A 23599-nucleotide genomic window follows, 5' to 3' on the forward strand; every position below is an offset into this window, starting at 1 on the left:
TAAAAAAACGCCACGGCATGCCGTGGCGTTTTTTCATTGCCGGCTGCGTGAGACGGGCTCCCTGAAACAGGAACCCGCCGCACGCGCTCGCTGCTACGAGCCTTAGCCCGCCGTCGCTGCCGAAGCCGCCACCGGCGCACTTGCCGCGCCGTAATCGACCGGCGCATCGGCCGGACGCGGCTGCTCGCCGTTCCGCTCGATCCAGCCGCCGCCCAGAGCCTGATACAGCGTGACCAGGTTCTGCAGACGCTGCATCCGCGCGGTAACCAGCAACTGCTGCGACGAATACAGATCGGTCTGCGCGGTCAGCACCGACAGATAGCTGTCGACGCCGTTCGTGTAGCGCAGATTCGACAGATCCAGCCGGCGCTGTTCGGCAAAGGTATTGCGCTCGAGCGCCTGAATCTGCTGATCGTACGTGCCGCGTGCCGCCAGTCCGTCCGCCACTTCGCGGAAGGCCGTCTGGATCGCCTTTTCGTACGTCGCGATCTGGATGTTCTTCTGCACGTGGGCGAGATCGAGATTGGCCTTGTTCTGACCGCCCTCGAAAATCGGCAGCGTGATCGACGGCGCGAAGCTCCACGCCGCCGACCCCGGCTTGAACAGACCGCCGAGCGTGGGGCTCAGCGTGCCGAAACTGCCGGTCAGCGAGACCTTCGGGAAGAACGCCGCACGTGCCGCGCCGATGTTCGCGTTGGCCGCGAGCAGATTCTCCTCGGCCTCGGCGATGTCCGGCCGACGCGTCAGCAGATCGGACGGCAAGCCCGCCGGAATATCCGTGAGGAGATTCTGGTTGTCCAGCGTCGTACCCGGCGGCAGATCGGCCGGCAGCGGCTCACCGATCAGCAGCACCAGCGCGTTCTCAGCTTGAGCCCGCAGACGCGCCTGCGACTGCAGGTTCGCGTTAGCCTGCTCGACCACCGTTTGCGCCTGCCGCAGATCGAGTTCCGAACCGGTGCCGGTCTCGAATTGCAGCTTGGTGATCCGGTACGACTCCTGCGCGGTCTTCAGCGTGCCCTGTGTGACTTTCAGCAGATCGTCGAGTTCGAGCACCGTCAGGTACTGATTCGCCACCTGCGACACCAGCGAGATTTCCGCTGCCTTGCGCGCCTGGGCGGTAGCCAGGTACTGAGCCAACGCCTGGTCCTTCAGGCTCTGAATCCGCCCGAAGAAGTCGATTTCCCACGAGGCGTTCAGACCGACCGAGTAGGTGTTGGAGATCGTCAGGCCAGTCGCGGTCAGATCTTTCGGCGTGCGCTGTTTGGTTTGCGACGCCGCAGCGTTGAGCGTCGGGAATAGCGCCGCGCGGGCGATCTGATACTGCGCCTGCGACGCCTGAATATTCAGCACCGACACGCGCAGATCGCGGTTGTTCTTCAGCGCGATTTCGATCAGCCGCTGCAAACGCGCGTCGACGAAGAAATCGCGCCAGCCGATATCGGCGGCGGCCTGACCATTCGCGCTGCGCGCGGCGCTCGATGCACCCGGTTGCCCCGTCGTGCCAGGCTGGGTCGCACCCGGCTGCGTTTCGTACACGCCGCCGGCCGGGAAGGCGCCCGACACGGGTGCGGCCGGGCGCTCGTACTTCGGCGCCATCGTGCAACCCGCGGCGAGGAACGCGACCGCCACTGCAATCAAAGAGTGTTTTTGCATCTCAATGTCCGTCCTTGCCCGAGCCGTTACCGTCCGACGCGCCACCTTGCGGATCGTGCGGATGGTGCTGGTTGTAGTGTTCGAGCGCTGCATCCGGGTCTTCCTTCTCGCCGCCGAACTTCGCGCGAATCACGACGAAGAACATCGGGATCATGAAAATCGCGAGGAAGGTCGCCGTCAACATCCCGCCGATCACGCCGGTACCGATCGCGTGCTGGCTGGCCGAGCCCGCACCGTTACTGATCGCGAGCGGCATCACGCCGAGAATGAACGCGAGCGAGGTCATCAGAATCGGGCGCAACCGCAGACGCGCTGCTTCCAGCGCGGCCTCGATCGGCCCCATGCCTTCACTCTGCTGCAGCTCGCGGGCAAATTCCACGATCAGAATCGCGTTCTTCGCCGACAGACCCACCGTGGTCAACAGCCCCACCTGGAAGAACACGTCGTTCTCGAGCCCGCGCAGCGTAGCGGCAAGCAGTGCGCCCAGCACGCCGAGCGGCACCACCATGATCACCGAGAACGGGATCGACCAGCTTTCATACAGCGCCGCGAGACACAGAAACACGACGAGGATCGAGATGCCGTACAGGATCGGCGCCTGCGAACCCGACTGGCGTTCCTGCAACGACAGGCCCGTCCATTCATAGCCGATACCCGCCGGCAGTTTCGCCGCAATCGCTTCCATGGCCCCCATCGCCTGGCCGGTACTCTTGCCTGGCGCCGCTGCACCCTGGATTTCGACAGCGGAAATACCGTTGTAGCGTTCGAGTTTCGGCGAACCGTAGGTCCAGTTGCCCGACGCGAACGAGTTGAGCGGTGTCATCCCGCCCGCCGTGTTACGCACGTACCAGTAGTTCAGATCTTCTGGATTCATCCGGAACGGCGCGTCGCCCTGCACGTACACCTTCTTGATCCGGCCATCGGTATCGAGGAAGTTGTTCACGTAGACCGAGGCCCACGCGATCGAGAACGTCTGGTCGATCGCCGACAGCGACACGCCCAGCGCCGACGCCTTTTCATGATCGATCGAGATCTTGAATTGCGGCGTATCGTTCAGGCCGTTCGGACGCACCTGGGCAAGCGTCGGATCCTTCGCGGCCATGCCGAGCAGCATGTTGCGCGCTTCCATCAGCTTCGCGTGGCCCAGACCGCTACGATCCTGCAACTCGAAGTCGAAACCCGATGCCGTACCCAGTTCCGGAATGGACGGCGGATTCACCGGATACACCAGCGCATCCTTGTACGACGAGAAGTGCATGAACATCCGGCCGATCAAAGCCTGCACCTTCTGGTTCGCGTGCTGGCGCTCAGCGTAGCCCTTCAGCTTCACGAATACGAGACCGGCATTCTGGCCGCGGCCCGCGAAGCTGAAACCGTTCACCGTAAACGCCGATTCGACGATGTCCTTTTCCTGGTTCAGCACGTAGTCCGACACGTCCTTGAGGGCACGCGCCGTACGCTCCTGGGTCGAGCCGGCCGGCGTTTGCACCAGCACGAACATGATCCCCTGGTCTTCATCCGGCAGGAACGACTTCGGCAGACGGACGAACAGCAGACCGACCGCGACGATCACCACCAGGTAGATGATGAGCCAGCGGCCCGAGCGCTTGATCACGTGGTGCACGCCGCTGTGATACTTGTCGCGGCTCGATTCGAAGGTCCGGTTGAACCAGCCGAAGAAGCCCTTCTTCACTTCGTGATGGCCCTTCGGGATCGGCTTGAGAATCGTCGCGCACAGCGCCGGCGTGAGAATCAACGCCACCAGCACCGACAACACCATCGCCGCCACGATCGTCAGCGAGAACTGCCGGTAGATCGCGCCCACTGAACCGCTTGAGAACGCGACCGGCACGAACACCGCCGACAGCACGAGCGCCACGCCGACCAGTGCGCCGGTGATCTGCTCCATCGCCTTGCGGGTGGCGTCGCGTGGCGACAATCCCTCCTCGGCCATCACCCGCTCGACGTTTTCCACCACCACGATCGCATCGTCCACCAGCAGACCGATCGCGAGCACGAGCCCGAACATCGACAGCACGTTGATCGAGAAGCCCACCGCGCTCATGATCGCGAACGTACCCAGCAGCACCACCGGCACCGCGATCGTCGGAATCAACGTTGCCCGGAGGTTCTGCAGGAACAGGTACATCACGAGGAACACGAGCACGATACCTTCGAGCAGCGTCTTCACCACGTCTTCGATCGACAGGCGCACGAACGGCGTCGTGTCATACGGGTACTTCACGACGAGGCCGTGCGGGAAGTACTTCGACAGATCGTCGATCTTCGTCTTCACGTTCTTCGCGGTCTGCAGCGCGTTGGCGCCCGTCGCGAGCTGGATGCCAAGACCGGCGGTCGGCTTGCCGTTGTATTTCGTGTCGAAGTTGTAATTTTCGCCGCCCAGCTCGATGTGCGCGACGTCCTTGATGCGCACCTGCGAGCCGTCCGTGTTCACCTTAAGCAGCACGTTGCCGAACTGCTCAGGCGTATTCAGCAGGGTCGCCTCGGTAATCGTTGCCTGCAGCATCTGGCCCGGCACCGAAGGCGTGCCGCCGAGCGAACCGCCTGCCACCTGAACGTTCTGCGCCTGCAACGCAGTCTGGACATCGACCGGCGTCAGATTGAACTTAGTCAGCTTCGACGCATCGAGCCAGATCCGCATCGCGTACTGCGTGCCGAACAGCGTCACGGTACCCACGCCGTCGAGACGGCTGATCGGGTCCTTGACGTTCGACGCGACGTAGTTCGCGAGGTCGATCTTGTTCATGCTGCCGTCTTCGGAATTGAACGCCAGCACGAGCAGGAAGCTGCTGCTCGACTTGGTGACGTTAATCCCTTGCTGCTGCACGATGGTCGGCAGAAGCGGCGTCGCCAGTTGCAGCTTGTTCTGCACCTGCACCTGGGCGATGTCCGGATTCGTGCCGGCCGCGAACGTCAGCGTGATGGTCGCCGTGCCGGAGTCGTCCGAGGTGGACGACAGGTACAGCAAGTGGTCGAGGCCGCTCATCTGCTGCTCGATCACCTGCGTGACGGTGTCTTCCACCGTCTTCGCCGACGCGCCCGGATACACGGCGCTGATCTGCACCGCCGGAGGCGCGATGGTCGGGTATTGCGCGATCGGCAGAGTAAACACCGACGCGATACCCGCGAGCATCAGGATGATGGCGATCACCCATGCAAAAATCGGGCGATCAATAAAGAACTTTGCCATGAAGCAGGCTCCCTGTTATTTCGCGGCCGATGCAGCGGAGGCAGCCTGCGCCATCTGTGCACCGCTCGCCGCCGGCGCTTCCTGAGCAGCTGCGCCGGAGGCTGGCAATGGCGCGGGGACCGTCTTGACCGTCATGCCCGGACGTACTTTGTCAGTGCCGAGCACGATCACACGGTCACCCGGGTTCAAGCCGCTCTCGACCACCCAGTTCGAACCGTAGGTCGACGAGGTGACAAGCTGGCGCACCCCGACCTTGTTTTGCGCGTCGACAACGAGCGCGGTCGGCTGGCCCTTCGGATCGTGCGTAATGCCCGATTGCGGCACGACGATTGCCTTGTCGTTGACGCCTTCGTCGATGCGCGCACGCACGAACATGCCCGGCAGCAGCACGCGGTCCTTGTTCTGGAAGATCGCCCGGATCGTGACCGAACCGGTGCCCTGGTCGACCGTCACGTCGGTGAACTGCAGCTTGCCCTGCTCCGAATAGGTACGGCCGTCTTCGAGGATCAGCGTGACCTTCGCCGCGTCCGGGCCGTTCGTCTTCAGACGCCCTTCCTGTACCTGGCGGCGCAGCTTGAGCCCGTCGAGGCTCGATTGGGTCAGGTCCACATAGACCGGATCGAGTTGCTGGACCGTCGACATCAGCGTCGCCGCGCTCGCCTGCACATACGCGCCCGGCGTGACCTGGGAAATGCCGACCTGACCGGTCACCGGCGACGTCACGTCCGTATAGCCGAGATTGATCTGCGCCGTATCGACCGCTGCCTTGCCCGAAGCCACGTCTGCCGCGGCCTGTCCTTGCGCTGCGACAGCGTTGTCGTAATCCTGCTTGCTGACTGCGTTGGCCGCGACCAGCACCTTGTAGCGGTTTGCCTGCGCGGTGGTCGTGGCGAGATTCGCCTGAGCCTTGGCAAGCGTCGCCTTGGCGCTGTTCAGCGCCGCGATATAAGGCGCCGGATCGATCTTGTACAAACGCTGGCCGGCCTTGACCTGGCTGCCTTCGGTGAATTCGCGGCGCAGCACGATGCCGTCGACCCGCGCACGCACCTGCGCCACCAGGAACGCATTGGTACGGCCCGGCAATTCGGTGGTGACCGGCACAGTTGTCGGCTGGACCGTGACGATGGCAACCTCGGGGGTTTGTTGCGGCGGGGCCGATTGTTTTGGTCCGCACGCTGCCAGCAATACGGCAGCCGTCGCGGCACTGATTAAGCGGAATGGAACCCGTTCGACGCGCATGGAGCGACCTCTGTCAATGACTGAGAATGAAAAAGTGCGCGCATCCCTACCCCGCGGACAGCAGCGCACACATGCGTCTTGCGACGCTTGACCGGAGCCCACTGGTGCAAACCGAACCTGCGGGGGCATCCTGAGCGAAATGCGCCATACCGGGGAAATGCCGCACGAGCCGCCCGTCCGGGCACGGCGCAATACCGTTTTGAAAGGCAACAGTGACGGATATTAACCGGTCGTCCCGGCTTGGGCTATCCGATCGTGGGATGCTATTATATATACATTCACGAATGCATGTAAAAGTGGGTTTACATCTCTTACGGGCAGGGACCCGCAAGATCGCTTCGTAAAATGCTTAACCGTAGATGGATTGTCATCGGGTGTACTTAAAAACGCTCGGGAAAACCCCACAATCAAGATAGATCACACCACATGGTCAGAAGAACCAAAGAAGAGGCGCAGGAGACGCGCAACAGCATTCTCGACGCAGCCGAACGGGTGTTCTTCGAGAAGGGCGTATCGCGCACGTCGCTCGCCGACATCGCGCAGGCGGCCGGTGTCACGCGCGGTGCGATCTACTGGCATTTCGCGCATAAAAGCGAGCTGTTCACCGAGATGTTCGACCGCGTGCTGCTGCCGCTCGACGAACTCAAAGCCGCCACGCAAGATCCCAACGAGCCCGATCCGCTCGGGCGCCTGATGGAAATCTGCATTGTCTGCCTGCGCGACACCGCCAACGACCCGCGCCGCCGGCGCGTGTTCGACATCCTGTTTCTGAAGTGCGAGCTCGTCGAAGAGATGGGCCCGGTGATGGTCCGCTATCAGACCAACATGCGCGAAGGGCTCGCGAAGATCGAAGGCGGCCTGCGCAACGCGATCTCCAAAGGGCAAATGCCGGCCGATCTCGATACGAAGCTGGCGGCGACGATGGTGCATGCGTTCGTCGGCGGTTCGCTGCGCGACATGCTGCTCCTGCCGGATGCAACCGATTTCGGCACGCATGCCGAACAGATGGTCGAAGGGATGATCGATGCGTTGCGGCTGAGCCCGGCGCTGCGCAAGGGCCATGCGGCGCGGCGATCCGGTCAGTCAGCTGGCTAGATAGATAGATAGATAGATAGATAGATAGATAGATAGATAGATAGATAGATAGATAGATAGATAGGGCGGGTTCCGGACGGCGGGCGGGTGCGCATTCGCGCAACCCGCCCGTTTCCGTTTACGCGTCCTGCTATATGGATGCCGCTATGGGGTCACTGCCGGGTTAGCGCTTCAAGCCGCAGCCTGGCTCGCCCGCGCTTTCTGGTTCGAAGCGTAGATGCTGCCGCGTTCGAGCGGCAACCCGCCCTTCACCGCCGCAATCCATTGCTCGGTGCTCGCCACCGCCGCGAAGCGCGACTGCAAGACGACGCTGAATACCCGATGAATGTCCTGCGCGCTCGCAAAGCCCGCACTGTTTTCGTACGGCACCGAGCCCGCCGCGTCATGCAGGAATTCGACCGCGAGTCCCGAGTGCAATGCGTGATTGATGGTGGAGGCGTCACAGTTGTGCGTCATGTACCCCACTACCGTCAGCGTGTCGATCTGTTGCGCGGCGAGCCAGTCGGCCAGATCGGTCTCGGTGAAGGCGCTCGGCAGCGACTTCTCCATATAGTGATCGTGCGCGCGCGAACCCACCACCGGATGCAGTTCCGCGCCCGCGCTGCCGCGCGCGAACAGCGGCGAGGTGGCCGGCGCGAAGTTTTGCACGACCACCACCGGCACGCCGGCGGCGCGCGCCGCATCCATCGCGCGGCCGATGTTGGCAAGCGAGGTTTGCACATCCGGGTATTCGATCGGCAGATCGCCGGTCACATATTCGTTCTGCACATCGATGACGATCAGCGCGCGGCGTGGTGTGGCCATGGCAAGACTCCTGTCGGATACGGCTCGCGCTGCGTGGCCCGGGATGGGCGCTTCGGAAGCAGCAGCGATGACTGCATTGTTCGCTTGCGGCCGCTTTCCCGACAGTGACCCGAATGACAAGATTCGCTAGAATCGGGCCATCATTGAATTTCTTGGGCCGGCAGATGACGACACCGATCTCTCCTTCAGCCGAGGTGGCCGCCGCGCCTCGCCACGTCATCGCGGTCGTCGCGTTCGACCGCATCAGCCCGTTCCATCTTTCGGTGCCCTGCGTCGTCTTCGGCGAGGACCGCAGCGGCGGCGACGTGCCGGTCTTCGATTTTCGCGTCTGCGCCGCTGAGACGGGCGCGCTGAACACCACCGTGGGCTTCTCGATCGCCGTCACGCACGGGCTCGAAGCGCTCGCCGACGCACAGACGATCATCGTGCCGAGCTGGCGCGATCCGGACGAAGCGCCGCCCGCGGCCCTGCTCGACGCATTGCGCGCCGCCCACGCACGTGGCGCGTGGCTGGTCGGCCTATGTCTGGGCGCATTCGTGCTGGCCGCCGCCGGCATCCTCGACGACCGGCCGGCGACCACCCACTGGGCCTGGGCCGACGATTTCGCGCGCCGCTATCCGCGCGTGCGCCTCGACCCCGACGTGCTCTACGTCGACGACGGCCGCGTACTGACGTCGGCGGGCACTGCCGCCGGCCTTGACTGCTGTCTGCACGTGCTGCGCAAGATGTGCGGCGCGCAGGCTGCGAACTATGTGGCGCGCCGACTGGTGGTCTCGCCGCATCGGCAGGGTGGCCAGGCGCAATACATCCAGCAGCCGGTGCCGCCGAACGTGCGCGGCGACCGGTTGTCAGGCCTGCTCGATTGGGTCTGCACGAATCTGGACGCGCCGCACACGCTCGACACGCTGGCCGAGCACGCATTGATGAGCCGCCGCACCTTCACGCGACGCTTCCGGCTCGCCACCGGCACGACCGTCGGCGCGTGGCTGCTGTCGCAACGGCTCGCCCGCGCGCAGCAATTGCTGGAGAGCACCGACGAGTCGGTCGAAGCAATTGCGGGGATCGCGGGCTTTGGCTCGACGGCCTCGTTACGGCAGCATTTCGCGGAGGCGTTCCGCACTTCGCCTTCCGCATGGCGACGGGAATTTCGCGGCGTGTGAGGGTGTGTGACGGCGTGCGAAAGCATATGAGGGCGTACAGCGCTCCGCGCAGCCAACACCGTTTCGTAGTGGATCACCGAGATTTCGTAGTAGCGCCCACGCGACAGCAACGCGCCGGCGAGTCTAGCCGCGCCGTCAGTGCTCGCTGACCCAGCGCGCCACATACAACAGCAGCGCGACCAGAAAAATCATCGCCGCCCACGCCCAGTTCGGCACCGCATGCGGACTGGGCTGGCGATGCGAAACACCATCCGAGACGCCGTGCGACGCACTCGCGGCGCGTCCGGTCAGCGTATTGCCAAGATCGTGCGGGCGCGGGCGCCGCGCGATGCCGCTGAGATTGATCGGCCGTAAAAAGACATGCTGACGGCGCGCCGAAGAACCGCGCGCGCGGTTCGGCCCTTGCCCATGTTTGGCCCTCACGACAGCGCCGAATTCGGTGAAAAAGTCATCGGCAAGCTGATGCAGCGCGTTTTCGAGCTGGCGCGTGGGCAGTTCGGCGAGCGGCCCGGACGACGTCGCCCAGATCGTGTAATCGATCCGCGTGCCGCGCTCCCTGCCGATGCCGTGCGCGGCATCTTCCGCGCGCAACTTTACTTCGATCTGTCCGCGCAGCGAGCCGATACCTTCGGCGCGGGCTTTGAAGTTGATGGTGCGGCGCTGCGCGTCCGCCGGTCCGGAATCCTGGCCGGCGATATGGGCGCGCGCTTCGTAACGCGCGCGCAAAGGCCCGAGCGGCACGGTCATTGTCAGCGCATATTCGCCGTGGCTGAGCCGCGTGAACGAGTCGCAGTTATCGAGGCTGGCACGCAACAAAGCGAGGTCCTGCAGCGCGTCCCAAACATCGGTCGGCGCGAGCGGAATCCTTAACGCGTCGTTCAGTTCCATGGCAGCCTCCCCGATGAACGCGCGACAGCGGGATCAGGACGTCTGATCGATGCGGTCGACGCGCGATGCGTAAAACGCGACATACCCTTTAATCTGTTGCACCGCTTCGAGCGGCGTCTCATAACTCCACACGGCGTTTTCAATCCGGCCGTCTTCGGTGCGCAAATGGAAGTACGAAGCATCGCCCTTGAACGGGCAATGCGAGGTATGCGTGGACCGTTCGAGCCGCGCCATGTTCACGTCGGCGCGCGGAAAATAGAACACGTCCGGCAGACCGGTTTCGGTGAGCGTCAAGCCTGCTTGCGTGTCGGCCACCGTGACGCCGCCGTGAATCACGCGGACCCGGTGGCGGTTGCCGGTAATGACGATGGCGTGCGCGCCCGAGCTTGCGCCGGCGTCCGGGCCGGGACTTCCGTGAGGTGTCAAGGCATCGCTCATGTCTCGGCTCCGTGATGGTGGGCGCTCATGCCAACAAGCTCATGCAAACAAAAAAGCCACGGGGCGCACCCGTGGCTTCATTATCGGCCAAACTCCGCCGATTGCGCAGCCTTCCTGCACGTCGCGACGCGATCCGCCTAACGAAAAGTCAGGAAGACCAGGCGATTACTGGATATTCCAGTAGAACGCGGCCCGGGCGCTGCCCTTGGCCGGGACCGTCACCGCCCTGGTCTGGTCGCGATCCTTGTATTGCGCGTGAACGCTGTAGCGGCCCGGGCGCAGCTTGACCAGCATGTACGGCCCGCGCGACGTGGTGTTCAGCACCTCGCCGTTGTGCGCATCGACCACCCGCACGCGGACGTCGGCGAGAAAGTCGGAGCCGGGGCCCGTAAACTGCAACGACAGCGGCCAGTGGCTTTGCGCCTGCTGCAGCGCCTTCGATTCGTCGAGACCGACGCCGCCCGACACGAACGATACGTCGCCCTGCTGCTGAATTTGCGGCAGACCGCCGCCGTTGGCGTTGCCGGCGCTGGTTTCGTCTGTGGTCGTGCCGCCTGCCACCTCGCTCGCCTGCTGCGCATAGGCGCCGCCCGCCAGACCGAGCGTGAGCGCTGCGCATACCGCAGCGGCTACGATCCTTTGCTGAATGTGTTGGTTTTTCATCGGTTCGCTCCCTTTTTAAGGTTCTTACCGTCCCGTGCCCTCGGTGGGTCCTGATAGACGCAGATGCAACCTACGTGCCAGAGAGCCGGTTACCCCGTGCGGGAACCGCTGCTTCGCCGCGCCGCGCCGGGCTCAGCGCGATGATCAACGGCGCCTGAAGCGGTAAAAGAAAGCCGCTCTGTCAGCAGTAAGTGCAACAGACCGGCAAGCGTTACTTCAAACCCTGGCCGAAGCGGCCGGGGAATCGGCCAGGACTCAAGCCAAAACCCAAGCCAAAAATCAGGCGAAATCAGCCCAGGTCGACCGGCACAAAGATCTGCGCATTGTCGCGCTGGATCAGCAACGCGATGCTGTTACCGGCGCCGGCGATCATCTGCTTCAACTGATCGACGCTCGTCACCGGCCGGCCGTTGACCGCCAGAATCACGTCGCCCGGCTGAATGCCGGCGCTTTCCGCCGCACCGCCCGATTGCTGCACCAGCAGACCGTGCGACACCGACGCGCCGTTCTTCTCTTCCGGCGTCAGCGGCCGCACCGCCACACCGAGACGCCCCTGCAACTGCGTCGGCTGATCGGCCTTGTCCGAGGCCACCTTCGCATCCGACAGCGAACCGATGGTCACCTTCAGATCCTTGGTCGCCTTGTCGCGCCACACCTGCACAGTGGCCGAACTGCCCGGCGCGAGACCGGCGACCTGCGACGGCAGATCCGACGAATCGCCAACCGGCTCGCCATTCACCGACAGGATCACGTCGCCCGGCTGCAAACCGGCCTTGGCGGCCGGGCCACCCGGATCGACCGAGCTGACGAGCGCGCCTTGCGGCTTCTGCATCCCGAACGAATCGGCCAGCGTCTGGTTCATGCCCTGCACCGCGACGCCGAGACGTCCGCGGCTCACGTGGCCGGTCTTGACGATATCGTCCTTGACCTTGATCGCTTCATTGATCGGGATCGCGAACGAAAGGCCCTGAAAGCCGCCGGTCTGCGAGTAGATCATCGAGTTGATGCCGATCACTTCGCCTTGCAGATTGAACAGCGGGCCACCCGAGTTGCCCGGATTGACCGGCACGTCGGTCTGGATGAACGGCGTGTAATTTTCGTTAGGCAACGAGCGCGACTTCGCGCTGATGATGCCCGAGGTCACGGTGTTGTCGAAACCGTAAGGCGAGCCGATCGCGACGACCCACTGGCCGACCTTGCTTTGACGCGGGTCGCCGATCTTCACGGTCGGCAGGTTGCTCGCGTCGATCTTCAATACGGCGACGTCCGACTGCTTGTCCGCACCGACCACCTTGGCGCGGAATTCGCGCTTGTCGGTCAGCTTCACGGTCACGACGTTCGCGCCGTCCACCACGTGCGCGTTGGTGAGGATATAGCCATCATTGCTGACGATGAACCCCGAGCCCAGGCTCGCGCTCGGCTGGTCCGGCGCATCGCCGCCGTCGCCGCCTTGCATGCCCGGCATGCCGCCGAAGAAGTGCTTGTAGAACTGGTAGAACGGATCGCTTGGATCGATCGGCAACTGATTGCTGCCGCCGTTGCCGGCGCCATTGCCACGCAAAGCGGCCTGCTTGACCACGTGCTTCGCGCTGATGTTGACGACAGCCGGGCCGTAGGTTTCGACCAACCCGGAGAAATCGGGGATGCCGGTTTTCGCGGCGGCTTCGGCGGGCATCATCGCGGCTTGCGCCGGCGTGATGACCTGGGGCGCGGGGACGTCGCGATGTCCTGCCACATAACCGGCGGACAGCGCAACGGCGACAGCGATGGCAACCGCGCTGCGGGACAAGGTTTTCGCGTTCATCGTGTACTCCTGACTGGGAGAAAGAGGCTCCTGAATGTCTCGAAGCGTACGTGGGATCGCTTAAAAGAGTCTTAAGCAGCGCGAGATCGCTTTAACCCGGTTTTTAAGGCTGTTTTAAGTCGCTTTCCCTACAGGAAGCTGTACGTTCAGAAGCGGATGGCGACCTGCAATCCGCCCGCCGGCGATTCGTCGAGCGTCACCTGCGCATGATGCTGGGTGGCGATGCGCCGCACGATCGCGAGGCCGAGGCCGCTGCCCGCCACGTCGGTGCGCGCGCGGTTCGCGCCGGGGCCGGCGCGATAGAAGCGATTGAACACGCGATCGCGCTCGGACGGCTCGATGCCCGGCCCGCTATCGGCGATCCGCACCACCGGGCGGCCGTCTTCCACATGGAGGCTGACGTCGACGCGGCCGCCGTGCGGCGTGTACTTGGTTGCGTTGTCCACCAGGTTGTTGAACATCACGCGCAGCGCTTCAGCGTCGCCGAGCAGCGTGGCCGCTTCGCTCGCGTCGATGCCGAGATCGACGCCGCGATTTTGCGCAAGCGGCGCGTAAGCCACGACGCACTCTTGCAGCAGCGCGCGCAGATCGATCGTGTCGCTGACGGTAAGGCCGTCCGGCTCCGAACGCGCGAGCGCCAGCAACTGCTCGGCAAGACGCGTCGCGCGCGTAACGCCGGCTTGCAGATCGGTGAGCGCTTCGCTGCGCGCGGTGTCGTCTTTCGCGCGCGCCACCAGTTGCGATTGAATCTGCACGGCGGCGAGCGGTGTGCGCAGCTCGTGCGCGGCATCGGCGACGAACGCTTTCTGAATGTCGAGCGCGGTGGCGAGCCGCTCGAGCAGGCCGTTCAAGGCCCGCACGAGCGGCTGCACTTCGAGCGGCAAACCCTGATCGGGCAGCGGGTCCAGCGCTTCGGGGTGACGCGCGTCGAGCGCGCTGGTCACGCGCCGCAACGGCCTGAGTCCGCGCCCGACGATCATCCACACCGCGAGGCCCATCAGCGGCAGCAGCACGATCAACGGCCACAAGGTACGCAGCGCGACGTTCGCCGCCAGCCGGTTGCGCACGGAAACCGGCTGCGCCAGTTGCACGACGTTATCGCCGACGATCGCGCCGTACACGCGCCAATCGCCACGGTCGGTATGCTCGGTCGAAAAGCCGAGTTCGGCGCGCGGCGCGAGCGGCGCACGCGGACGCGAGTAGTACATCAGCACGCCGTTGCGATTCCAGATTTGCAGCACGATGCCTTCGTCGCCGGTGTCGCGCGAACCGAGCACTTGTGAGAACGGTTCCGACGGCAGCGCCGCGGCGATCTGCTCCAGCTGGTAATCGAACAGTTCGTTGGCTTCGGCAAGCGCCTGCCGGTAAATCAGCCAACCCGCAATGCCGACGCCGAGCAACACCAGCGCCAGCAGCCAGAACAACAATTGACGGCGAATCGAACGCATCGGCTCAGGCGTCCTTCGCGATCATGTAGCCGAGACCGCGTACGTTGCGAATCAGATCCGCGCCGAGTTTCTTGCGCAGCGCGTGAATGTAGACCTCGACGGTGTTGCTGCCGATTTCCTCACCCCAGCCGTACATTTTTTCTTCGAGCTGGCTCTTCGAGAGCACGGCGCCCGGCCGCGCGATCAGCGCTTCGAGCAACGCGAATTCACGTGCCGACAATGCGACCGGCGCGCCGTCTAGCGTGACCTGGTGCGACGCGGGATCGAGCGTCAGCGTACCGTGGCGGATGGTCGAATCGCTGCGGCCCGATTGCCGGCGAATCAGCGCGCGCATGCGAGCGCCGAGTTCGTCGAGATCGAAAGGTTTGACGAGGTAATCGTCGGCGCCGGCGTCGAGTCCTTTGACGCGATCGGCGACCGCGTCGCGCGCGGTGACGATCAGCACCGGCAGCGCGTGACCGCGCGCGCGCAGCGTGCGCAGCACGTCGAGCCCGTCACGCTTGGGCAGGCCGAGGTCGAGCAGCACCAGATCGTAAGGTTCACCGGCCACCGCGCTAAGCGCCGCTTCGCCGTCTTCCACCCAGTCGACCGCGAAGCCTTCGCCGCGCAGCGCCTTGCGCACACCCTCGGCGATCATCCGGTCGTCTTCGACTAGCAATATGCGCATGGCAGTACGGTCCTGAATCGTTTGATGATGCCGCATTCTAGCGCCCGGCCCTGACGTGCGCGTCGCGCGACGCTTTTTCACCGCAGCGCAGCGGCATGTCTCTACAATGGGCGCTTTGCGTCGCGCGGCCGGATTCGTGGTTCGCTCCGCTGCGTATGCGGGATGCGTAAATGCGCCGCCGCGTTTGCATGATCGATCGATGCCACACTCGCGAGCGCGCGACGAAACCACTGCCCGGACGGGTCATGCGATGCATCAGCACACTTTGAATTGCCGCGTGCCCTACGCCCTGAAATCCTGCTTTTTCGCCCGTCCCTCTTTCGCTCGCCCAGCCCGTCCATGAAGCATGCTTTCCTGACTTCTCTTGCACGCCATATAGCGCCGCGCCCGCTCCGCTCTTCCACTGCCGATCTCACGCCCCGCCGCTTCGCGCCGCGCACGGCGGCGTTGCTGCTCGCCTGCGCCGCACTCGCCTGCGGCACGGCGCTGCCGTTGTCCGCGCAGGCTCGCGTCAAGGCAAAGCATCCGAGCGTCAACGTCAGCACGGTCCTGCCGCAGCCCGTGATGGTCGGCTTGCAGCGCGCGCACGTGCCCTTGTCGTCGATCAGCGTAGTGGTCGAAAAGGTCGGCGACCGCACGCCGATCGTCGCGCTGAACGCCGGCAAGCCGATGATGCCCGCCTCGACGATGAAGCTCGTCACCACCTACTCCGGCCTGTCGATACTCGGTCCGGACTATCGCTGGCGCACGAGCGCCTACTCTGACGGCACGCTCGACGGCAACGGCGTGCTGCACGGCAATCTGTACATTCAAGGCACGGGCGATCCGAAGCTCGTGCCCGAAGAACTGATCGATCTCGTGCAGAAGATCCACAAGGCGGGTATCACCGGCATCGACGGCGCCCTGGTGCTCGACAAGCACTACTTCGACGCCTCGACGCGCGACCTGCCGCCCTTCGACGACGATGCCACCGCGCCGTACAACGTCGGCCCCGATCCACTGCTGTATGCGTTCAAGTCGCTGTCGTTCACGCTGACGCCGTCGACTGATGGCAGCGTCGCCATCGACGTGCTGCCCGCGCTCGCGCAGTTGCAGATCGACAATCAGATGCACGCAATCAACGGCCCGTGCCGCGGCGACGCGGCGTCCGTCTCGCCGAGCGTTACGCCGCAGCCAGACGGCAAGGTGGTGGCGTCGTTCACCGGCGACTACTCGGTGCGCTGCGGCCCGCGCACGATCAACGTTGCCGTGCTCGATCACTCCGCGTTCTTCGCGGGCGGCTTCCTCGCACTGTGGCAGCAAACCGGCGGCACCTTCAGCGGCGCGACCCGCGAAGGCCCGGTGCCCACCGGCGCGCGCCTGATCGCTACCCACCAGGGGCCGATGCTGTCCGACATCGTTCGCGACATCAACAAGTTCAGCAACAACACAATGGCGCGCAACCTGTACCTGACGATCGGCGCGACGGAAGAAAAGCCGCCCGCCACGTCGGCCAAATCGGCGCGCGCGATCGAGGCATTTCTGCGCCGCGACGCCATCAACATGGAATACCTGACGCTCGACAACGGCTCGGGCCTCTCGCGCGACGAGCACATTACCGCGCTCGCGCTTGCCGATCTGCTGCAGCGGGCCAATGCGAGCCCGGTGGCGCAGGTGTTCGTCGAGTCGCTGCCGATTGCGGGCGTCGACGGCACCATGCGCCACCGTCTGACCAACCAGGGCGCGGGGGGCAACGCACACATCAAGACCGGCACGCTGCGCGACGTGCGGGCGATCGCGGGCTATGTCGCTTCGGCGGATGGCAACAGCTATGTCGTGGTCAGCCTGATCAACGATCCTCATTCGGAGGCGGCGCGCGCCGCGCACGACGCATTGCTCGAATGGGTGTATCGGGGACCGGCTCAGGGTTTCACCAAGGTTGCGGACGCCGTCGAGGAACCGCGCAACAAGCTCAGGAAAAACCCGCACAAGCGCGGAGCCCATTGAGGATTCCTTCTAGCGAAGCCGCGCGCGGCAACGCGTCCAAACGTGTACGCTGTCGGGCAGTGTTTGATGCGCGCGGAACACGCAATGCGTGGCGCGCGAGCGGCGCGCCGGTTACGGTCTCCCAAGGGGACCCCATCAAACGATAACGACAACGTCCGCCGCGGCAAGCGCAGCGGCCAGGGACCACGGAGGAAGACACAATGCAATTCGATGCCGAATTGCTGCTGCTCGCCATGGCGCCAGTCTTTCTCGCATGCATCGGCTGGGAGGCGTGGCACCTGCGGCGCACGCGCCCGGGCGCGCAGCTTTATAGCTGGCGCGACACGCTGTGCAACGCCGCGCTCGCGCTGATGCAGCAAGCCGCCGACAAGCTCGCGTGGCTCGCGATCATCCCCGTCTACGCGTTTTTTTACGATCGCTACCGCGTCTATACGTGGCAGGCGAGCTGGGTCTCGTTCGTCGTACTGTTCGTCGCTCAGGATCTGCTCTATTACGTGTTTCACCGTTGCAGCCACCGGGTGCGCTGGCTGTGGGCCGCGCATGTCGTGCATCACTCGTCGGAGCGGATGAATTTTTCGACTGCGTTCCGCCAGAGCCTGATGTATCCGGTCGCCGGCATGTGGCTGTTCTGGATTCCGCTCGCCGTGCTCGGCTTTCCGCCGAAGCAGATCGTCGCGATCGTGCTGATCAATCTCGGTTTCCAGTTTTTCGTGCATACGCAGGCGATCGGCAAGCTCGGCTGGCTCGAGTACGTGTTCAATACGCCGTCGATTCACCGTGTGCATCACGCGCGCAACGACCGCTATATCGACCGCAATTACGCTGGCGTGCTGGTGATCTGGGATCGTCTGTTCGGTAGCTACGTCGAGGAAGATCCGCACGATGCAGCGGTGTACGGCATCGTCGAGCCGCTCCACACGTACAACCCGCTGAAGGCGACGTTTCACGAATGGGCGTCGATGGCCGCCGATTTCGCGAGCGTGCGTGGCCGGCGCAATAAGCTGCGCGCGCTGTTTGCGCCGCCCGCTTGGGCTGCCGACTATCACGCGCGTCGCGCCGCCGGGTCAGGGGTATTGGGCGGCGCTACCAACGTGAATGAAAACAACCATACGGCCGCGTTTCGAACATCGCGCAGGCCGTAGAAGATTCTGTAAGCTGTCGCCACGCCGCCGACGCGGCGGGCGCTGCCTGCAATACATGGCACAAGGGCCAAAACATACGAGGAGATGTAGTCAACATGAAACAAACAGCATCGAAGAAGCGCAGTTTCGTACGCGTCACGCAGATCGCCATCGCCAGTGCCGCGTTTGCGCTGCTCGCGGCTTGCGGCGGCGGCAGCGATAACAACAGCTCGAGCAGCAGCACGCCTGCTGGCGGTGTGAAATTGCAGGTCGTGTCGTTCGGCGACAGCTTGTCGGATGTCGGCACGTATGCGCCGGTGATTCAGGCGAGCTTCGGCGGTGGCCGCTTCACGACCAACCCGGGCGAAGTGTGGACCCAGAAGGTCGCGGAGTACTACGGCGGCACGTTGACCGCCGCGTATCTGGGCGGCTTCGGTCAACCGCTGGTCGCGACGGGCGGGTATGGCTACGCGCAAGGCGGCTCGGACGTCGTCAACGCCCAAGGCGAAGGTTGGGCACCGAACAACATGGCGGCTACGACGGTGCCGGTGGTGACCCAGGTGGCAAACTACCTGAGCGCGCATACGAGCTTCAACTCGAACCAGCTCGTGCTGGTGAACGGTGGCGCGAACGATATCTTCCAGTTCTCGACCACCGCCAATCTGACGGCGCTCGGTGCCGCGCTACAGACGCAATACCCGCAGCTCGTGCAGGCCGGCAAACTGCCGAACTCGCAGGCGGGCCAGGTAGCGTTCATCGTCGGCTACCTGCAGCAGCAGGCCAACCCCCAGATCGCGCAGGCCGCCACCCAGCTCGCCGCGCAAGTCCAGACCATCGTCAACTCGGGTGCGACCCACGTGGTGGTGTCGACGGTGCCAGACATCGGCAACACGCCGCTCGGCGTCGCAGCCAACGCGGCCACGCCTGGCACGGCTGCACTGCTGTCGGGGATTACCGCGGCGTATAACTACCTGCTGGTCCAGAACCTGACGGCCCTTGGCCTGGTGGGTACGGGCAAGGTCATCGTGGCCGATGCGTTCACGTGGATTGATCAGCAGTTACCGAACTTCCAGGCGCTGGGCTTCACGGTGTCCAACACCGGCACCGCGTGTAACCTGACGTCGATGGTGGCCAACGCAACCGCGTACGCCACCGCCAATCCGAGCGCAACGAACGGGCTGACCCCGGCCCAGTACGGCTCCCAGTTCGGCTCGTCGCTGTTCTGCTCACCGCAGACCTACACGGTGGCTGGCGCTGACCAGACCTACATGTTCGCGGACACGGTCCACCCGAGCACGCACTTGCACGCCTTGTTCGCGCAGTTCGTCCAGCAGCAGATCGCGGCGACGGGTTTGGGCAAGTAATCAGGCGACGCGGCGGATCCGGCGGTCCAGCGGTCCGGCGATCCGCCGTTTTACCTTTGCGGTGATGAAAGGCCCGGCCGGGTTCAGCCGGGCGCTGTAACGCTACCCCTGCGCTTCGAACGCCGCCGCCGCCCGGCCGAGTCGGTCGTTGACCGCGATCCATTCGATCGTATCAGGCAGCTTCTCGATCAGAATCCGTGTCACGTTCGCGCGATCCAGCGCTCTCAGCAAGCCATACAACTCACGCGCGTACACGTGTGGATCTTCAGGCGCGGCAATGAAATGCACGCCCTCGGCATGAGCCCATTCGCCTGCGCGGGAAGCCCGCGCCACCAGGGCAACGCGTTCATCGCCGTGGCGCGCCGCGAGCAAAGTCTGCAACGCATCAAAAGGCAGCAAAGCCAATGGCGTACGCGGCGCATAGTGCGCCTTCAACGTACCCGATGCGCGCGGCGCTGTTGCATCCGAGCCGTCCGGCAACCGCGGCGCTTCACCGAGCACGTCGGCGATATCCTGCGGCGTCACCCGCCCCGGCCTCAACAACGCCGGAAACCCGCGCGATAAATCCAGAATCGTCGATTCGATCCCAACGTCCGATGCGCCCCCGTCCAGCACATGAATCGCGCTGCCGAACTCGTCGCGCACATGCTGCGCCGTCGTCGGGCTCACGTGACCAAAACGATTCGCCGACGGCGCAGCAACACCACCATGCCCGCCGCGCAACGCACTGAATGCTTCCAGCAAAGCCTGAGCAACCGGATGCGACGGGCAGCGCAAACCCACCGAATCCTGCCCGCCGCTCACCGCGGCATTAATTCGCGCCGCGCGCTTCAGGATCAACGTGAGCGGCCCCGGCCAGAACGCGTCGATCAGGCGCTGCGCCTCCGCGGGCAAATGCTCGACCCAATAGTTCGGATCGCCCTGTGGCGCCAGATGCACGATCACCGGATGATTCGCCGGCCTGCCTTTCGCCGCGTAAATACGCGCGACCGCGTCCGGATTCTCGGCGTCGCCACCGAGTCCGTAGACCGTCTCCGTCGGGAACGCGACGAGGCCGCCCGCGTCGAGCAGCGCGGCGGCGTGCTCGATCTGCGCGGCGCTCACAGGCAAGGCGCTCGCGGCGCCCCCTTCGGCAGGTTTGCTTTGATCCGGCATGGCGTTCGCGTCAGCTCGTCAGGATATGCAGGAGCCGCGCGCAATCGCGTGCGGACGTGCGGGCTTCCTCGAGCGTCGCGGCAGTGAAGTTCACGTGACCCATCTTGCGGCCACAACGCGCCTCCTCCTTGCCGTACAGATGCAAACGCGCCGCCGGCATCGCCGCCACTTCGTGCCACGGCGGCGTGACCGCCGCGCGCTTCGGGCCGTCCGGGAACCAGACGTCGCCGAGGATGTTCAGCATCACCGCCGGCGAATGCTGGCGCGTGTCGCCGAGCGGCATGCCGGTCATCGCGCGCACCTGCTGTTCGAACTGGCTGGTCGCGCACGCATCGACGGTGTAGTGGCCGGAATTGTGCGGACGCGGCGCCATTTCATTCGCCACCAGCGAACCGTCTTCCAGAATGAAGAACTCGACGCACAGCACACCGACATAGCCCAGCTTGTCAGCGATTTGCAGGGCGGCTTGCTGCGCCTGGGCAACCAGCGTCGGGCTCGCATCCGGCGCGGGAACGATGGTGTGCGACAGCACGCCGTCGCGATGCGAATTCTGCGCGAGCGGATAAACCGCCGACGCGCCACTCGACGCGCGCGCGATCAACGCGGACACTTCGAATTTCAGCGGCAAGCGCTTTTCCAGCACGCACGGCACGCCCGCCAGCGACGCATGCGCCTCGCGCACTTCCTCGGCGTTGCGCACACGAATCTGGCCCTTGCCGTCGTAGCCGAGGCGCGCGGTTTTGAGGATGCCGGGCAGCACGGCCTCGAGCTTCGCATCGTCGAGCGCGGCAAGCGCATCCGACGATTCGATCACCACGTGCGGCGCCACCGTCACGCCCGACGACGCGATAAAGCGCTTCTCCACAATCCGGTCCTGCGCCACGGCGACGCAACGGCCAGCCGGGCTGACGAAGGTGGACCTGGCGAGAAAGTCGAGGCTCGCGGCCGGCACGTTCTCGAATTCGGTCGACACCGCCGCGCACAGCCGCGCGAGTTCGGTCAACGACGCTTCGTCGTCATACGCCGCGCGCAGATGGCGGTCGGCGACAGCGCCCGCCGGACTGTTTTCGTCCGGGTCGAGCACGGCGACGCGATAGCCCATCGCCTGGGCGGCAAAGCAGAACATGCGGCCGAGCTGGCCGCCACCGACCATGCCAAGCCATGCGCCGGGCAGAATCGGTGAAACCGGTGTGTTGTCTGGATTCATCTTAGTGGTCGGTCGCGGCCGGGCGCACATGCATTCGTGCACGTGCGCCCGGCCGGGGGTCAGACATGGGGACGTCTAAAAGCAATCCGCTATCGCGCTTACAGCGCCGGCAGCACCATTGCGTGGGCCGCTTCGTTCTGGCGCACGCGGAACGCCGCCAGTTTCTCCGCATACCCGGCGTTCGTGCCGCTCAGAATCGACACAGCGAACAGCGCCGCATTCGCCGCGCCCGCTTCGCCGATCGCAAATGTCGCGACCGGCACGCCCTTGGGCATCTGCACGATCGAATGCAATGAATCGACGCCCTTCAGATACTTGCTCGCCACCGGCACGCCGAGCACCGGCACCGTGGTCTTGGCGGCCAGCATGCCCGGCAGGTGCGCCGCGCCGCCCGCGCCCGCGATGATCACGCGAATGCCGCGCTCGCGCGCGCTTTCGGCGTACGCAAACATCTCGTCGGGCATCCGGTGCGCGGACACGACCTTCGCTTCGTACGGCACGCCGAATTCCTGCAGAATCGCCACGGCGTTCTTCATCACTTCCCAATCGGAACTGGACCCCATCAGCACGCCGACGACGGGCGCGCTATGTGTATGGGCGGTCTGGACTTCACTCATGTTACGGCTTCCTTGTCTCTCGAACGGCGCGGATCTAACGAGGTGCCCGTGATTAAGCGAGCTTCTGCCCGGTCAGGCGTTCGAGCGCTTCCTGATACTTCTCGCCCGTCTTCGTGACGACGTCGTCCGGCAGCTTCGGTGCGGGCGGCTCTTTCTTCCACGGCTGGGTTTCCAGCCAGTCGCGCACGAACTGCTTGTCGAACGACGGCGGGTTGGTGCCGACCTGGTACTGGTCCGCGGGCCAGAAACGCGACGAATCGGCAGTCAGCGCTTCGTCCATCAGATACAGCTGGCCGTGGTTGTCGAGACCGAATTCGAACTTCGTATCCGCGATGATGATGCCGCGCGTGGCCGCGAAGTCAGCGGCTTCCTTGTACAGCTTGATCGAGATGTCACGGATCGTGGCCGACAGTTCGGTGCCGATGCGGCGTTCCATCTCGCTGTACGTGATGTTTTCGTCGTGGTGGCCCATTTCGGCCTTGGCTGCCGGTGTGAAGATCGGCTCAGGCAGCTTTTGGGCGTTTTGCAGCCCCGGCGGCAATTCCACGCCGCAGACCGAACCCGTTGCCTGATAGTCTTTCCAGCCGCTACCGGCCAGATAACCGCGCACCACCGCTTCGACGAGGATCGGCTCGAGGCGCTTCACCACCACGGCGCGGCCTTGTACCTGCTCGACTTCGTCTGCCGCCACCACCGATTCCGGCGCCACGCCCGTCAGATGATTCGGCACGATGTGCTTGAGCTTCTCGAACCAGAAGTTGGCCATCTGGTTCAGCACGCGGCCCTTATTCGGAATCGGCTCGCCCATGATGACGTCGAAGGCCGACAGACGGTCGGTCGTGACGATCAGCAACTGGTCGTTGCCCACCGCATAGTTGTCGCGGACTTTACCGCGGCCGAGCAGCGGCAGCGAGCGGAGCGTGGATTCGTAAAGGGTAGACATCGTCGTGGTTCGCTAAAAATGAGGCAAAAAGTGTGACCGGAACAAAAGGGAAACGCCGTTCCCCGGATGATGCGGGAACGGCGATCTAACGACAACCTGGCCGTCCGGCCAGGTCTTAAGGTATTGACAGCTTGGT

General features: G+C 64.4%; 19 protein-coding genes. 5 read left to right on the forward strand and 14 right to left on the reverse strand.

Features of this window, described 5'->3' with window-relative positions:
* Nucleotides 1-102: 102 nt before the first annotated feature.
* From AC3WOG_RS17320 to AC3WOG_RS17330, 3 genes are read right to left on the reverse strand one after another with little or no spacing between them, the layout of a single operon-like run.
* Complete coding sequence (locus AC3WOG_RS17320) at nucleotides 103-1653, reverse strand: efflux transporter outer membrane subunit (RefSeq protein WP_492579118.1); 1551 nt, start codon at nucleotides 1651-1653, stop codon at nucleotides 103-105.
* A 1-nt stretch (nucleotide 1654) separates the two neighbouring features.
* Nucleotides 1655-4864 (reverse strand): efflux RND transporter permease subunit, encoded by a 3210-nt coding sequence (locus AC3WOG_RS17325; protein WP_492579119.1) that lies wholly within the window; start codon nucleotides 4862-4864, stop codon nucleotides 1655-1657.
* Nucleotides 4865-4879: 15 nt separating this feature from the next.
* On the reverse strand, nucleotides 4880-6103 hold the full coding sequence (locus AC3WOG_RS17330) for an efflux RND transporter periplasmic adaptor subunit (protein ID WP_492579120.1): 1224 nt from the start codon (nucleotides 6101-6103) through the stop codon (nucleotides 4880-4882).
* Nucleotides 6104-6529: 426 nt separating this feature from the next.
* On the opposite strand from AC3WOG_RS17330, the gene AC3WOG_RS17335 reads away from it, so the two are divergent.
* Entirely contained in the window at nucleotides 6530-7198 is a 669-nt protein-coding gene (locus AC3WOG_RS17335) for a TetR family transcriptional regulator (protein ID WP_492579121.1), read from the forward strand.
* A gap of 171 nt (nucleotides 7199-7369) precedes the next feature.
* On the opposite strand, the gene AC3WOG_RS17340 is transcribed toward AC3WOG_RS17335, so the two are convergent.
* Nucleotides 7370-8002, reverse strand: a complete 633-nt coding sequence (locus tag AC3WOG_RS17340) for a cysteine hydrolase family protein (RefSeq protein WP_492579122.1) — start codon at nucleotides 8000-8002, stop codon at nucleotides 7370-7372.
* A 164-nt stretch (nucleotides 8003-8166) separates the two neighbouring features.
* Between AC3WOG_RS17340 and AC3WOG_RS17345 the strand changes: the two genes are divergently transcribed.
* On the forward strand, nucleotides 8167-9162 hold the full coding sequence (locus AC3WOG_RS17345; RefSeq protein WP_492579123.1) for a helix-turn-helix domain-containing protein: 996 nt from the start codon (nucleotides 8167-8169) through the stop codon (nucleotides 9160-9162).
* Nucleotides 9163-9297: 135 nt separating this feature from the next.
* Here the strand turns inward: AC3WOG_RS17345 and AC3WOG_RS17350 are convergent, their stop codons facing one another.
* From AC3WOG_RS17350 to AC3WOG_RS17375, 6 genes are all read right to left on the reverse strand, one after another.
* On the reverse strand, nucleotides 9298-10050 hold the full coding sequence (locus AC3WOG_RS17350; RefSeq protein ID WP_492579124.1) for an SRPBCC family protein: 753 nt from the start codon (nucleotides 10048-10050) through the stop codon (nucleotides 9298-9300).
* A 33-nt stretch (nucleotides 10051-10083) separates the two neighbouring features.
* A complete protein-coding gene (locus AC3WOG_RS17355) occupies nucleotides 10084-10488 on the reverse strand; it encodes a DUF427 domain-containing protein (RefSeq protein WP_492579125.1) in 405 nt (134 codons plus the stop codon).
* A 165-nt stretch (nucleotides 10489-10653) separates the two neighbouring features.
* Complete coding sequence (locus AC3WOG_RS17360; RefSeq protein WP_492579126.1) at nucleotides 10654-11151, reverse strand: carboxypeptidase regulatory-like domain-containing protein; 498 nt, start codon at nucleotides 11149-11151, stop codon at nucleotides 10654-10656.
* Nucleotides 11152-11440: 289 nt separating this feature from the next.
* Entirely contained in the window at nucleotides 11441-12955 is a 1515-nt protein-coding gene (locus AC3WOG_RS17365; RefSeq protein WP_492579127.1) for a DegQ family serine endoprotease, read from the reverse strand.
* A 146-nt stretch (nucleotides 12956-13101) separates the two neighbouring features.
* Nucleotides 13102-14403 (reverse strand): ATP-binding protein, encoded by a 1302-nt coding sequence (locus AC3WOG_RS17370; protein ID WP_492579128.1) that lies wholly within the window; start codon nucleotides 14401-14403, stop codon nucleotides 13102-13104.
* Between the two features lie 4 nt (nucleotides 14404-14407).
* The gene (locus tag AC3WOG_RS17375; protein WP_492579129.1) at nucleotides 14408-15070 is read right to left on the reverse strand and encodes a response regulator; all 663 of its coding nucleotides are present in this window, start codon (nucleotides 15068-15070) and stop codon (nucleotides 14408-14410) included.
* Nucleotides 15071-15409: 339 nt separating this feature from the next.
* Here AC3WOG_RS17375 and dacB point away from each other — a divergent pair, with 339 nt between their 5' ends.
* From dacB to AC3WOG_RS17390, 3 genes are all read left to right on the forward strand, one after another.
* The gene (gene dacB / locus AC3WOG_RS17380) at nucleotides 15410-17056 is read left to right on the forward strand and encodes a D-alanyl-D-alanine carboxypeptidase/D-alanyl-D-alanine endopeptidase (RefSeq protein ID WP_492579130.1); all 1647 of its coding nucleotides are present in this window, start codon (nucleotides 15410-15412) and stop codon (nucleotides 17054-17056) included.
* Between the two features lie 200 nt (nucleotides 17057-17256).
* Nucleotides 17257-18198, forward strand: coding sequence for a sterol desaturase family protein (locus AC3WOG_RS17385; protein ID WP_492579131.1), 942 nt, complete (start codon nucleotides 17257-17259; stop codon nucleotides 18196-18198).
* Between the two features lie 95 nt (nucleotides 18199-18293).
* Nucleotides 18294-19541 (forward strand): SGNH/GDSL hydrolase family protein, encoded by a 1248-nt coding sequence (locus tag AC3WOG_RS17390; RefSeq protein ID WP_492579132.1) that lies wholly within the window; start codon nucleotides 18294-18296, stop codon nucleotides 19539-19541.
* 102 nt (nucleotides 19542-19643) lie between these two features.
* Here AC3WOG_RS17390 and AC3WOG_RS17395 read toward each other — a convergent pair whose 3' ends face one another.
* From AC3WOG_RS17395 to AC3WOG_RS17410, 4 genes are all read right to left on the reverse strand, one after another.
* A complete protein-coding gene (locus AC3WOG_RS17395; protein ID WP_492579133.1) occupies nucleotides 19644-20696 on the reverse strand; it encodes an L-threonylcarbamoyladenylate synthase in 1053 nt (350 codons plus the stop codon).
* Between the two features lie 10 nt (nucleotides 20697-20706).
* Nucleotides 20707-21903 carry a 5-(carboxyamino)imidazole ribonucleotide synthase gene (locus tag AC3WOG_RS17400; RefSeq protein WP_492579134.1) on the reverse strand — a complete coding sequence of 399 codons (1197 nt, stop codon included), beginning with the start codon at nucleotides 21901-21903 and terminating at the stop codon, nucleotides 20707-20709.
* Nucleotides 21904-22001: 98 nt separating this feature from the next.
* Nucleotides 22002-22520, reverse strand: coding sequence for a 5-(carboxyamino)imidazole ribonucleotide mutase (gene purE, locus AC3WOG_RS17405; protein WP_492579135.1), 519 nt, complete (start codon nucleotides 22518-22520; stop codon nucleotides 22002-22004).
* 52 nt (nucleotides 22521-22572) lie between these two features.
* Nucleotides 22573-23463: a phosphoribosylaminoimidazolesuccinocarboxamide synthase gene (locus AC3WOG_RS17410; RefSeq protein WP_492579136.1), complete on the reverse strand. Its 891-nt coding sequence runs from the start codon at nucleotides 23461-23463 to the stop codon at nucleotides 22573-22575.
* Nucleotides 23464-23599: the final 136 nt, after the last annotated feature.

The organism is Paraburkholderia sp. FW306-02-B (genome assembly GCF_058782725.1).